This is a genomic window from Microbacterium sp. SORGH_AS_0428, from assembly GCF_031453615.1.
Lineage (GTDB): Bacteria > Actinomycetota > Actinomycetes > Actinomycetales > Microbacteriaceae > Microbacterium.
On the sequence record NZ_JAVIZT010000001.1, the window covers coordinates 2,237,848 to 2,250,641 of the forward strand.

General features: G+C 69.2%; 9 protein-coding genes. 5 read left to right on the forward strand and 4 right to left on the reverse strand.

Annotation, left to right across the window (positions count from 1 at the left end; genetic code table 11):
- Together QE374_RS10820 and QE374_RS10825 are read right to left on the reverse strand one after the other, a co-directional pair.
- Nucleotides 1-1,245: a maltokinase N-terminal cap-like domain-containing protein gene (locus tag QE374_RS10820; RefSeq protein WP_309734765.1), complete on the reverse strand. Its 1,245-nt coding sequence runs from the start codon at nucleotides 1,243-1,245 to the stop codon at nucleotides 1-3.
- 77 nt (nucleotides 1,246-1,322) lie between these two features.
- Nucleotides 1,323-2,519: an ROK family protein gene (locus tag QE374_RS10825; protein ID WP_309734767.1), complete on the reverse strand. Its 1,197-nt coding sequence runs from the start codon at nucleotides 2,517-2,519 to the stop codon at nucleotides 1,323-1,325.
- A 110-nt stretch (nucleotides 2,520-2,629) separates the two neighbouring features.
- Here QE374_RS10825 and QE374_RS10830 point away from each other — a divergent pair, with 110 nt between their 5' ends.
- From QE374_RS10830 to QE374_RS10850, 5 genes are all read left to right on the forward strand, one after another.
- Complete coding sequence (locus tag QE374_RS10830) at nucleotides 2,630-3,637, forward strand: sugar phosphate isomerase/epimerase family protein (protein WP_309734769.1); 1,008 nt, start codon at nucleotides 2,630-2,632, stop codon at nucleotides 3,635-3,637.
- Between the two features lie 303 nt (nucleotides 3,638-3,940).
- Nucleotides 3,941-5,056 carry a multiple monosaccharide ABC transporter substrate-binding protein gene (gene chvE, locus QE374_RS10835; protein WP_309734771.1) on the forward strand — a complete coding sequence of 372 codons (1,116 nt, stop codon included), beginning with the start codon at nucleotides 3,941-3,943 and terminating at the stop codon, nucleotides 5,054-5,056.
- Between the two features lie 75 nt (nucleotides 5,057-5,131).
- Nucleotides 5,132-6,661, forward strand: a complete 1,530-nt coding sequence (mmsA, locus tag QE374_RS10840) for a multiple monosaccharide ABC transporter ATP-binding protein (RefSeq protein WP_137418165.1) — start codon at nucleotides 5,132-5,134, stop codon at nucleotides 6,659-6,661.
- Between the two features lies 1 nt (nucleotide 6,662).
- Nucleotides 6,663-7,874, forward strand: coding sequence for a multiple monosaccharide ABC transporter permease (mmsB, locus tag QE374_RS10845; protein WP_137418164.1), 1,212 nt, complete (start codon nucleotides 6,663-6,665; stop codon nucleotides 7,872-7,874).
- Between the two features lie 51 nt (nucleotides 7,875-7,925).
- Nucleotides 7,926-9,152: an ROK family protein gene (locus tag QE374_RS10850; protein WP_309734775.1), complete on the forward strand. Its 1,227-nt coding sequence runs from the start codon at nucleotides 7,926-7,928 to the stop codon at nucleotides 9,150-9,152.
- Here QE374_RS10850 and QE374_RS10855 read toward each other — a convergent pair.
- Both QE374_RS10855 and QE374_RS10860 read right to left on the reverse strand, forming a co-directional pair.
- Entirely contained in the window at nucleotides 9,085-11,886 is a 2,802-nt protein-coding gene (locus QE374_RS10855; RefSeq protein WP_309734777.1) for a hypothetical protein, read from the reverse strand. The genes QE374_RS10850 and QE374_RS10855 overlap by 68 nt on opposite strands.
- Nucleotides 11,883-12,539, reverse strand: a complete 657-nt coding sequence (locus QE374_RS10860; RefSeq protein WP_309734779.1) for an ATP-binding cassette domain-containing protein — start codon at nucleotides 12,537-12,539, stop codon at nucleotides 11,883-11,885. Before QE374_RS10860 ends, QE374_RS10855 begins: the two co-directional genes overlap by 4 nt.
- Between the last annotated feature and the right edge of the window lie 255 nt (nucleotides 12,540-12,794).

Sequence of the window (12,794 nt, forward strand, 5' to 3'; positions counted from 1 at the left end):
TCAGCCGGCCAGCGCCTGGTCGATACCGGCGAGCGGAACGGGCAGCCAATCCGGGCGGTTGCGCGCCTCGTAGATCGATTCGTAGACCGCTTTGTCGAGCACGAGGGCACGCAGCAGGACAGGATCCAGCGCCACCGCACCCGGAGCGTTCGCATACGCATCGAGGAACGCGCCGCGGCACGCCGCGGACCACGCCGCAGCGTCGGGTGCCTCGCCGACGGCTCCTGCGTAGTCGAAGGAGCGCAACATGCCCGCGACGTCGCGCGGCGGGAGATCGGGGATCGCCCGCTCCGTCATCGGACGCAGCGGCTCTCCCTCGAAGTCGACGAGTCGCCAGCCGCCGTGCGGGACGGCGAGCACCTGGCCGAGATGCAGGTCCCCGTGGATGCGCTGCAGGAGAGGCCATGGCCGCTCGAGAGCGGAGCGGTAGACCTCCTCGATCGCCGCGAGACGATCGGCGACGGCCGGGACCTCCGCCGCCGCGATCCGGAGTCGACGCCGCCAGGCGATGCCCATGGCCGCGACCGCAGCCGGGTCGGGAGCGGATGCGCCGAGGGTCGCACCGAGAGCGCCGTGCACCCCGGCGACCGCCGTCCCCAGGTCGCGAGCGGCCTCGGTGAAGTCTCGTCCCTCACGCGCCGCCTCCAGAGCCACCGACCAGCCGTCGCGCACGCCGCGGAGGAACTCCTGCGCGAAGGCGAGCGTGCCACGAGCCACTCCGGATTCGCGCCCCACGTCCGGCCACTCGGCATCCAGGCTGCCGTAGAACCGGGGGACGTACGGCGACCCGGCGGCGCTCAGCACCCGCTGCACGGTGACGTCGGGGTTCTCCCCGTGGTGGAGGGTGCGGAAGAGCTTCATGATGATGGACGGTCGGCCGTCCTCTTCGAAGATGATCGACGTGTTGGACTGCTCGACGGCCAGCACCCGCGACCCTGTGACGCGACTCACGTCGACGCCCATGGCTTCGAGGGTGCCGATCGCGAACGCACTCTGGCGCGCCGCATCCACGAGGAGCCCGTCGACCGTCCGGCCGATCACATCGTCGCCCTCGGTCGCGTGCGAGACGACGCCGACGGGTACGTGGTACAGCGCCGGGAGCGTGCCGGCGTCGTCCATCAGCAGGTAGCGGGTGGCGGCCGGGGCGGGTTGGGCATCGAGCACGCGGAAGCGCGGCTCATGGCTCTTTCCGGCATACCACCGCTGCTGCGCCACCCAGGTGCCGACTTCATCCGTGATGTCCACGTTGTCCACCCTGGTGGCTGGCCGCCCCTCGAGAAAAGGGCTGGACGCGCGCGGCCCTCAGGGCTTACGCGAGCCGTTCACTCCGCGGCCTGCGCCACCCGGATGTTGACGTTCTCGGCAGAGAGGACCTCGCGGACGACGAGCATGGCGGCGCCGAGGACCGCTGCGCGCTCGGCGGTGGGCGACTGAACGATCGCGAGGTGCTGGGTCGCAAGCGGTATGGAGCGCCGGTAGACCACCTCGCGCACGCCGGCCAGGAGGTGCTCCCCGGCGCGGGCGATGCTTCCGCCGAGCACGATGACGGAGGGGTTCAGCAGGTTGACGACCGTCGAGAGAACCTCGCCGACGTCGCGTCCGGCCTGACGCAGGGCATCGATGGCGGCCGCGTTGCCGGAGCGGACGAGCTCGATCACGTCCTGGCTCGTGTCGGCCGCGACCCCCTGGGAGCGCAGCGTGGCGGCGATCGCGCTGCCACTGGCGAGATCCTCGAGGTCGAGCTCCTCGGAGCGGCGGCCGCGGGATGTCGTCGTGTGGGGCACGCGCACGTGGCCCATGTCGCCGGCGGATCCCTGGGCGCCGCGCTGGAGGCGTCCCCCCGCGATGATCCCGGCGCCGATGCCCGTGGCGACCTTCACGAAGATGAGGTCGGTCGTCTCCGGGAAGCTCGCCGCCTGCTCGCCGAGAGCCAGGAGGTTGACGTCGTTGTCGACGAAGACGGGCACATCGAACGTGCGTCGCATGTACGAGGGGATGTCGAACCGGTCCCAGCCGGGCATGATCGGCGGGTTGTACGGGCGACCGCTCGAGTGCTCGACCGGACCCGGGACGCCGATCCCGACGCCAGCCAGAGGGATGGCGGCGAGAGTCGCATCCTGCAACAGTGCTGTGCCTTGCTCGGCGACGTGGTCGAGAACGGTGACGGGTCCACTGGCGATGTCCATGGGATGCGTGACCGAAGCGAGGATCCGACCGCTCAGATCGGAGACGGCGATCGTGGCGTGGGAGGCTCCCAGATCGACCGCGAGCACGAGACCCGCGCGCGGGTTGAACGCGACGCGAGAGGGGGGTCGCCCGCCCGTCGACGCCGCCTCTCCGGCGGGAGAGACCAGGCCCGAGGCCAGCAGGGCGTCCACGCGCGACGACACGGTCGAGCGGGCGAGGCCCGTGAGATGGACCAGGTCTGCTTTGGTGCGCGCGTGACCGTCCAGAAGAAGCTGGAAGATGTCGCCGGCACCGGCGGGAGCGCTCCCCAGGGCTCTGCCCGCGTCCGTCATAGGGGTAGTAAACCACACGTGTTCTGCTCCACCTTCTCCGTGATTGGTCGGGTGGATGGGCGACTTGTGACAGGATGCCGACAGAAGCCGGACACCGGAGGAGAGAGCCGATGAGCACGCATCCCGTCACTTTGTTCACGGGTCAGTGGGCGGATCTCCCGCTCGAGGAGGTCGCGCGCCTCGCCGCTTCCTGGGGGTATGACGGGTTGGAGATCGCGGCGTCGGGTGATCATCTGGATCTGCGTCGTGCGGATGAGGATGATGCGTATGTCGCGTCGCGGCGGGAGGTGCTTGATCGTTACGGGTTGCAGGTGTTCGCGATCTCGAATCACCTCGCGGGTCAGGCGGTGTGCGATGCGCCGATCGATTTCCGGCATGAGGCGATCTTGCGCGAGTACGTGTGGGGTGATGGTGATGCGGAGGGGGTGCGTCGGCGGGCGGCGGAGGATATGACGCGGGCGGCGCGGGTGGCGCGCAAGCTCGGTGTGGACACGGTGGTGGGTTTCACGGGGTCGTCGATCTGGCCGTATGTGGCGATGTTCCCTCCGGTTCCCGCGTCCGTGATCGAGGCGGGTTTCGAGGATTTCGCGGCGCGGTGGAATCCGATCCTGGACGTGTTCGACGCGGAGGGGGTCCGTTTCGCGCACGAGGTGCATCCGGGGGAGATCGCGTACGACTATTGGAGTTCCGTGCGGGCGCTGGAGGCGATCGATCACCGGGGGGCGTTCGGGTTCAACTGGGATCCGTCGCACATGATGTGGCAGAACATCGATCCGGTCGGGTTCATCTGGGACTTCCAGGACCGGATCTATCACGTGGACTGCAAGGACACCAGGATGCGGCCGCGTAACGGGCGTGCGGGGGTGTTGGGTTCGCACCTGCCGTGGGGGGATCCTCGCCGGGGGTGGGACTTCGTGTCCACCGGTCACGGTGACGTTCCCTGGGAGGACTCCTTCCGCGCGCTCGAGGCCATCGGCTACACCGGGCCGATCTCGATCGAATGGGAAGACGCCGGCATGGACCGCCTCCACGGCGCCGCCCAGGCCGTCGGCTTCGTTCGGAGCCTGCTCTGGCCCACACCCACCGCCTCCTTCGACGACGCCTTCCGCAACCAGTAGCCGGTAGCTGCGACGCGCCCATTGCCGAGCGAGCACCCGTTCGTCGAGTGAGCACAACATCGGATGCTCGCTCGATGAAGGGGCGCTCACTCGCGCGTGCGTGCTCTTCACCCGCGGTGGAAGGGATCGCTCCCAACGGATTATGTTGCACCTCTGGACAAAATTGGCCGAGATGGTTAATTTTACGGAGCCGTCATAATTCCGACGGTCACCAGCCGGGACGACGAAGCCCCGAGCCCGCCGCAGCGACAGTGCGGGCGCGCCGCTATCGGCCTTGCGATTCAGAGAGGAAACGCACATCACATGAAGAAGAAGCTCCTTGCGGCCGTGGCGGTCGGTGCCCTCGCCATCAGCCTCGCCGCGTGTTCGTCGACGCGGGGCGGCGACGACCCGTCCGGCGCTGCTGCCTCGACCGACTGCAACGTCGGCATCGCGATGCCCACGCGCAGTCTCGAGCGCTGGATCAATGACGGCGAGCAGCTGCAGGCCAAGCTGAAGGACGCCGGTTGCACCGTCGATCTGCAGTACGCCGACAACAAGACCGACCAGCAGATCAGCCAGATCCAGAACCAGCTCGCGGGCGGCGCGAAGATCCTCGTGATCGCCGCCATCGACGGTTCCACTCTCGGCCCGGTGCTGGAGGAGGCGAAGGCGCAGAACGCGACCGTCATCGCCTACGACCGCCTCATCAACGGCAGCGAGAACGTCGACTACTACGCCACGTTCGACAACTACAAGGTCGGCACCCTCCAGGGTCAGTACATCGAGACGCAGCTGGGCCTGAAGGACGGCAAGGGCCCGTTCAACCTTGAGCCCTTCGCCGGCAGCCCCGACGACAACAACGCGAAGTTCTTCTTCGCCGGCGCGTGGGACGTGCTGAAGCCGTACGTCGACAAGGGCCAGCTGGTCGTTCCCAGCGGCAAGGCTCCTGCGAACGACGACGCGTGGGCGTCGATCGGCATCCAGGGCTGGGCCTCCGACAAGGCGCAGGCCGAGATGGACAACCGCCTGTCGTCGTTCTACGGCGATGGCAAGAAGGTCAACGTGGTGCTCTCGCCCAACGACAGCCTCGCGATCGGTATCGAGGCGTCGCTGAAGTCCGCGGGCTACACCGCGGGCGCGGACTACCCGATCATCACCGGTCAGGATGCGGACAAGGCGAACGTGAAGGCCATCCTCGACGGCCTGCAGTCCATGACGGTCTGGAAGGACACGCGTGCGCTCGGTGACCGCGTGTTCACGATGATCCAGGAGATCACGCAGGGCAAGGAGGTCGAGGTCAACGACACCAAGACCTACGACAACGGCAAGAAGGTCGTGCCGTCGTTCCTGCTGACGCCCGAGGTGGTCACGAAGGACGACGTGCAGTCGAAGCTCATCGACTCCGGCTTCCTCAAGGCCTCCGACGTCGGTCTCTGATCCATCCACGCGGCGGGGCGGGTCTCACCCGCCCCGCCGCTCGAGCGTCGCCCGCGGGCGGCGAAGGGACACACCATGACCGAACCGATCCTGCGCATGGCGGGGATCTCCAAGTCCTTCAACGGCGTGCCGGCGCTGTCGGACGTCTCCATCGACGTCTATCCCGGCGAGGTGCACGCGATCTGCGGCGAGAACGGCGCGGGCAAGTCCACGCTCATGAAGGTGCTGAGCGGCGTCTACCCGGCGGGCAGCTTCCAGGGCACGATCACGCTCTCGGGCCAGCAGGTCGCGTTCCGCTCGATCAACGACAGTGAAGCGGCCGGCATCGTGATCATCCACCAGGAGCTCGCGCTGAGCCCGTACCTCTCGATCGCCGAGAACATCTTCCTCGGCAACGAGAAGTCGCGGCGCGGCGTCATCGACTGGAATGCCACGAACCGGGAGGCGGCGGCTCTGCTCGCGCGGGTGGGCCTCAAGGAGAACCCCGCGACGAAGATCTTCGAGCTCGGTGTCGGCAAGCAGCAGCTGGTCGAGATCGCGAAGGCGTTGGCCAAGGAGGTGAAGCTGCTCATCCTCGACGAGCCCACCGCGGCGCTCAACGACGACGATTCGGCCCATCTGCTCGATCTGATCGACCAGCTGCGCGCTCAGGGCATCACCTGCATCATCATCAGCCACAAGCTGAAGGAGGTGCTGCGCATCGCCGATCGCATCACCATCATCCGCGACGGCCGAACGATCGAGACGATGCGCCGGGACGATCCGGAGACGGACGAGGGGCGCATCATCCGAGCCATGGTCGGCCGCGACCTCAACAGCCTGTTCCCCCCGCGCGAGCCCGACATCGGCGAGGAGCTGTTCCGCGTCGAGCACTGGACCGTGCACCACCCGGTCGACACCGAGCGCGTCGTGATCGATGACGCATCCTTCATGGTGCGCGCGGGAGAGATCGTCGGCTTCGCCGGTCTCATGGGCGCGGGGCGCACCGAGCTCGCGATGAGCGTGTTCGGTCGCATGTACGGCACCGGCATCTCGGGCGAGGTGTACAAGAACGGTGAGCGGATCGACGTGCGCACGGTGGATGCGGCGATCCGCCACGGCATCGCCTACGCCACCGAGGATCGCAAGAAGTACGGTCTGAACCTGATCGGGGACATCCAGGTGAACGTCTCCGCATCCGCGCTCGCACGACTGGCGCGGCTCGGGGTCGTCGACCGGTACCGCGAGTACAAGGTCGCCGATTCGTACCGCTACAAGATGAACATCAAGGCGCCCAGCGTCGCTGCGATCACGGGCCGGTTGTCCGGAGGCAACCAGCAGAAGGTCGTGCTCTCGAAGTGGATGTTCACCGGACCCGACGTGCTCATCCTGGACGAACCCACGCGCGGAATCGACGTGGGGGCCAAGTACGAGATCTACGGCATCATCAACGAACTCGCGGCGCAGGGGAAGGCGGTCATCGTCATCTCCTCGGAGCTTCCCGAGGTCATCGGGCTCTCCGACCGCATCTACACCATCTCCGAAGGGCGCATCACGGCAGAGGTCGACCGTGCCGATGCGACCCAGGAAACGCTCATGCGGCACATGACCGCCGGAAGGAACTGACATGGCTACTGCGTCGACGCAGACGGTGGACACCCCGCCGAAGAAGAGGCGGGGTCTGCTCGCCCGGATCAACTTCCGTCAGTACGGCATCCTGGCCGCCCTGGTCATCATCATCGTCCTGTTCCAGGTGATGACCGGTGGTCGCCTCTTGATGCCCGGCAATGTCAACAACCTGATCCAGCAGAACGCCTACGTCCTGATCCTCGCGATCGGGATGGTGATGGTCATCATCGCCGGTCACATCGATCTGTCGGTCGGGTCGGTCGTGGCCATGGTTGGCGCGATCGCGGCGATCTCCATGAACAACTGGGGGCTGCCGTGGTGGGCGGCTGTCATCCTCTCTCTCGTCGTCGGCGCGGTCGTCGGCGCATGGCAGGGGTTCTGGGTGGCGTTCGTGGGGATACCGGCCTTCATCGTGACCCTGGCGGGCATGCTCCTGTTCCGCGGTCTCACCCTCGTTCTGCTCACCGGGGGCACGATCAGCGGACTCCCCGACGGCTTCACGGCGATCGGCGCCGGATGGCTCCCGCCCGTCTTCGGCTACGTCGCGGACCGCGACGCGCTCACCCTCGTGCTCGGCCTGCTCGCCTCCGTCGCACTCGTGGCTCAGCAGTTGCGCACGCGCGCCACACTGCGCCGTATGGAACTGCCGCGCGAGGTCGCGTGGTCGTTCTGGCTGAAGAACGCGGTCGCGGTCGTGGCGATCATGGCGACGGCGTGGACGCTGGCCACGTACAACGGAACGCCGATCGTGCTCATCATCCTCGCGGTGCTCGTGCTCGCCTACACGTTCGTGCTCAACCGCACGGTGTTCGGCCGGCACATCTACGCGATGGGCGGCAACCTGTTCGCCGCCGTCATGAGCGGTGTCAAGACGAGGTGGGTCAACTTCTTCATCTTCGTCAACATGGGAGTGCTCGCGGGTCTCGCGGCCGTGGTGAGCACGGCCCGTGCCGGCAGCGCGGTCGCCTCGGCAGGTCAGAACTACGAGCTGGATGCGATCGCCGCCGTCTTCATCGGCGGGGCCGCGGTGCAGGGCGGTATCGGAACGGTCGTCGGCGCCGTGATCGGTGGCCTCGTGATGGGCGTGCTCAACATGGGCCTGTCGATCCTCAGCGTCGATGCGGCGTGGCAGATGGCGATCAAGGGCATCGTGCTGCTGCTGGCGGTGGCCTTCGACATCTTCAACAAGCGGCGCAGCGGCGGCGCGTGAGCGCCGCGCCCCGCGCCGGGCGACCGCCGGACGTCGTGTCAGAATTGCCGGGTGACTGCGGTGACCGTGGCGACGGGGCCTGATCTTCCACCCCCCGCGGGCTCCGCGGGGGGTGGAACCACGAACGACGCGGTCCGCCGGCAGAACCTCGTGGCGGTGCTGTCGGAGCTTCGGCTGAACGGCACCCTCTCGCGTGCGCAGCTCAGCGCCCAGACGGGGCTGAACCGCTCAACGATCACGGGCCTCGTCGCGGAGCTGATGGATGCGGCTCTGGTTCGGGAGCTGCCCGCGGTGCCCTCGACGGGCAAGGCGGGCCGGCCCATCTCGGAGCTGCAGGTCGACGACGCGGTCTCGGCCATCAGCGTGGGCGTGGATGCGGACAGTGTGACGGTCGCACTGATCGGCCTCGGCGGCACGGTGCACGCGCGCCTGCACCACGACACCGCCCGCCCCGTGAGCCCGCGCCGTTTCGTGCAGCTCGCCGTCGATCTCATCAACGTGATGCGTGCCGACATCGACCGGCACTATCGCGTGGTGGGTGTGGGGCTCGCCGTGCCGGGACTGGTCGACGCCCGTGGATCGGTGCTGGTGGCGCCGACGCTGCAATGGCGGAACGAGCCGATCGCCGCGCGGATGTCCGACAAGCTCGGCATGCACGTCACTGCCGGCAACGACGCCAGCATCGGCGCCCTGGTGGAGACGCGATTCGGCGTCGCCCGCGGGGCACGCAACCTGCTCTACCTCGGCGGCTCGCTGCGCGGCATCGGCGGCGGCGTGATCATGGACGGCACCCTGCTGCGGGGCACCTCCGGCTACGCGGGCGAGCTCGGTCACACCGTCGTCAACCCCGGCGGCATCAAGTGCGTGTGCGGGCGGCGGGGATGTCTGGAGGCGGAGGTCGATCTCAGCCTGATCGAACCGTTGCTCGGACGCCGACGACTCGACGAGGACGAACTGGACGTCGAGCTGGGGGTCGCACGCGACCCGAAGGTCATGGCGGAGGTCGCGCGGCAGGTCGACGTGCTCTCGATCGCGCTGACCAACTTCGTCAACGCCTTCAGCCCCGAGCTCGTGGTGCTCTCGGGCTATCTGGGCTCGCTTCTCTCCGTCAGCCGGGAGCGGCTGTCGGCGGCGGTGCGGCTGCATCCGCTGGGAGCCGAGGGGCGCGTCGTGCGCCTGGAGCGTTCCCGGCTGCGCTCCCGACTCATGCTCATCGGGCCCGCCGAGCTCGCCTTCGCGCCGATTCTCGCCGACCCGACGACCGCGCCCCGTCGCTGACGAGGATCAGCCCCGCCGCGGTGGCGGCGATCGTGCCGACGACGACGGCCGCGACGGTCGCGGAGGGGGCGAAGGCCAGGGCGCCGGCCGTCGCCAGTGCCGCCCCGGTCACCACGCCGGGCACCGCCGCGGTGAAGATCTCGGCCGCGGCTGCGTGCCGCAGGTGCGTACGCTGCCATCCCATCGCGCGCAGCGCCTGCTCGGCACTCGTGCGTCGCTCGAGCCCGAGACGTCGGATGACGACCAGGAGGATGCCGGCGGCTCCGAGCGTCACGGCGATCAGCGTGCCCTGCGGCACGAGCGCCTGCGACGCGGCGAACGATCCGAGACGCGAGTCTCCCGCGGCGGCACGGCCCGCGATCAGTACCGCGACCGCGGTCGAGGCGGCCAGGGAGACGAGCGCCAGCGCCGCGGCCAGCGCCACCGTCGTCGCGCCGCTCGTGCGGGCGTTGCGCAGGCCCAGCAGGGCCGGTGTCGTGACCGCGCCCGATCCGGAGCGCGGGCGGCGGGCCGCGGACGCGCGCACGAGCGCGCTGCGCCCCACCAGCACGGCGGAGCCCACGACACTCGCCGCCACCGCGATCCCCACGAGATACGAGGTCGTCTCGATCATGGCCGAGGTCAGCAGCGTGAGTGCCCCGATTCCGGCCAGCAGGAGTGTCGCGACGGCCTCCTCGGAAAGGAACCAGGCGCGGATGCGCCGGCGGGTCCACCCGACCTGGCGCAGCACCGCCGCATCCGCCCGCCGCGAAGCGATCGAGCTCAACTGTGTGAACAGCAGCAGTGCCGTCGCTGCGAGCATCGACATCATCAGGAGGGCCAGGTTCGTTCCCGAGACACCGTCGGAGGCCATCGCCGCCGCGCCGAGTCGCGAGTAGTCCTGGCTCACGACGAGGGGCGGCGCATCGCCGGACGTACCCGCCGGCGGCTCGAGCGCCACCGGCACCGTCTCGAACGACGACCCGGCCACGATGGTCGCTGTCAGGCCCAGTTCCCGGATACGGGACGCCACGTCGAGGATCTTGGCCTGGGCATCGGCGGTGTACCCGTCGATGCCCGCGACGCGGACCCGGACCGACGAGACCGGATCGGCCATGTGCAGGTACTGCGCGTTCTGCAGGTCCGCGATCGCGAAGGCTCCGGAGGTGTTCAACCCGAGCCCGGAGAAGGATGCGGGGAGAGCGGTGCCATCGGCGGCGGCGTCTGCGCCGTCGACGATGATCGGTGCGGACTCGTCGTATCCGAGCCCCACCTGCCCGAGCTCCGTGCCCTCCTCCTGCAGCTGAGCGGGAGTGAAGGTGCCGACCGGCCAGGTGTTCGTCTCATACGGGCCGGTGGTGCCCGCATCCGTGCCGGGGAAGGGCGTCGTGGCGGAGAAGAGCAGCTCGCCGTCGGACTCCCCGGTCGCGCGGAGCCGGAGCAGCGGTGCGGAGGCGTCACTCTGGTCGGCGGACGCGTCGGCGGGTACGGCGTGAGCGATCGTGGTCGCCTGCGGATCCACGGCCGAGAGGATGGGTGAGCCGGCGAGCCGGAACATCGGATACTGCGCATAAGGGGCGGCCGGCGGCGGCGTCCATCCGGGCCACGGCACATCGACGCTGTCGAAGGTCAGGGGAGACAGGGCGTCGCCGGGCTCACCGGAGTACAGCGTGGTGGTCGGAGCCGTGCCCGCGGCGTCGAGATCGGGGAAGACGTCATCGCCGGCGGTCGCCCGCACCAGGCTCGTCGCCAGTTCGTCGCTCGGCGCGTCCAGCGGAGTCAGGTCCACCTCCAGATGCGCGGCCGGCGTGTCGACGGCCCGCGTCAGGATCGGGGTGGGCTGCGTTGCGACGCCCTTCTCGAACAGCGTGTTCAGATCGTCGTCCGGCGACGGAGGATCGGCGGGGTCGAAGAAGTTGTCGCCCAGACGGCCGATCAGCGCACTCGTATCGATGAGCGGATCCATCACGGCGCCGGCATCGCCGAGCAGCTTCTTCTCGGCGACCGGGTCGACGAGCACCACATGGGCGGTGCGGACGGCTTGGACCGGCAGCGTGAGGGCGACCACCCCCTCGCCGGGGGGCGGCTGTTCCGCTGATTCCCATCCGCCGAACGTCCACGCGACGTTGCGGTCGACATCCGTCTCCGCGCCGTAGGCGATCTCGCCGGCCGAGGTCACGGCGCGCACCGGCCGGTTCTCACCGTCTCGCAGCTGGCGGTACCCCTCCCACGCCGTCTGATCGACGACGATGTCCACGCTCGCATCGATCGTGCGCGCCGGCGTCACGCCGTCGTCGATGACCAGCGTGGTGGACACCCGGTAGGCGCGCGGTCCCGCGGCGGAGCCGTCCAGCGGCACGATCAGCGTCGCCTTCGCGACGTCGGTCGTGGGCGTCGTGAACGCACCGATCGGGGCGGCGACCTCGACGCCCTCCAGGCCCTGGACCCGTGCCACATCCGCGTTCGCGATGTGACCGAGGCTCGCATCGGTCAGGGCGCCGGGGCCGAGCAGGCCGCCGCTCGCGCCGCTGAGCGGCGACGAGCCACCCGCTGTCACGAGGATGTCGTAGTCGCCGCGCCAGTTGGCGTCGAGGGTCTCGCGCAGTGCGTCCGCCGACCCGCTCTGCAGCCCCGACGCCGCCACCAGCACGATCCCGATGAGCGCCAGCGAGGCGAGGCGCAGGCGTCGCCGGAGGAAGCGGGTCAGAGCGCGGGGCACGCGCGCCCGCTCGCGGCGGGGCACGCGCGCTCTCATGTCATCACGGTCCTGGTGTCGGCGGCGTCGATGAGTTGGGGGTCGTGCGCCGACACGAGCACGGCAGTGCCCGCATCCGCGATCGAGCGCAGCAGCGCGATCACGCCGTCGGCGTTCTGGCGATCGAGGCTCGCCGTCGGTTCGTCCACCACCAGCAGACGAGGCTCGAGCAGAAGCGCCCGCGCGAGGGCCACCCGCTGGCGCTCGCCGCCGGAGAGCTCCGACGGGTGGGACCGGGACCGTGCGCCGACGCCGAGGCGGCCGAGGAGATCTCTTCCCCTGCGGCCGAGGTCGCGGCTGCGCCGGTCGGGGACGGCGGGCAGCAGCACGTTCTCGAGAGAGGTCAGGCCGTCGATCAGCACGCCGCCCTGATCGAGGTAGCCGACGTGGGTGCGCCGCAGTGCCGTCGTCGCATCGTCGCTCTGCGCCGAGACCACGACTCCCGACCATGCCACGCTGCCGGAGGTCGGCCGCACGAGACCCGCGGCCGTCTTGAGCACGCTCGTCTTGCCGGAGCCGCTGCGGCCGGCGAGGCAGTGCATGCGTCCCGCGGGCACATCGACGGAGAGGTTCTCGATGATCACCAGATCGGGCGCTCCGGCGCGCGGATAGCGGATCGACACGTCTCGCAACGCCAGCGGGGCAGAGATCACGAGGCGACGATAGCGCCGCCTCCGGCCGTGCGGCAGTCTGCGGGCGGCCGTGGCTCGACCGCGCCGAGATGTTCCTTCGCAGGTCCGGTCAGTTTCCTCGCCCTGTCGAACACCGACCCGCCGCGGATGCCGCGAAGGCGGCGCCCGATCATCGAAAATCGGTCGAAACTGAGAGTTTGTTATGCGAAGCCATTGTGTTAGCGCTAATGGTACCGGTAACATCACGAACGGTTCCCCACCCTCGCGTTCTCGCCG

Bases quoted from the DNA above. Each gene is read 5' to 3' on its own strand.
- QE374_RS10825 (WP_309734767.1), bottom strand. From the start codon at position 2,519: ATGACGGACGCGGGCAGAGCCCTGGGGAGCGCTCCCGCCGGTGCCGGC.
- QE374_RS10830 (WP_309734769.1), top strand. From the start codon at position 2,630: ATGAGCACGCATCCCGTCACTTTGTTCACGGGTCAGTGGGCGGATCTC.
- chvE (WP_309734771.1), top strand. From the start codon at position 3,941: ATGAAGAAGAAGCTCCTTGCGGCCGTGGCGGTCGGTGCCCTCGCCATC.
- mmsA (WP_137418165.1), top strand. From the start codon at position 5,132: ATGACCGAACCGATCCTGCGCATGGCGGGGATCTCCAAGTCCTTCAAC.
- mmsB (WP_137418164.1), top strand. From the start codon at position 6,663: ATGGCTACTGCGTCGACGCAGACGGTGGACACCCCGCCGAAGAAGAGG.
- QE374_RS10855 (WP_309734777.1), bottom strand. From the start codon at position 11,886: ATGAGAGCGCGCGTGCCCCGCCGCGAGCGGGCGCGCGTGCCCCGCGCT.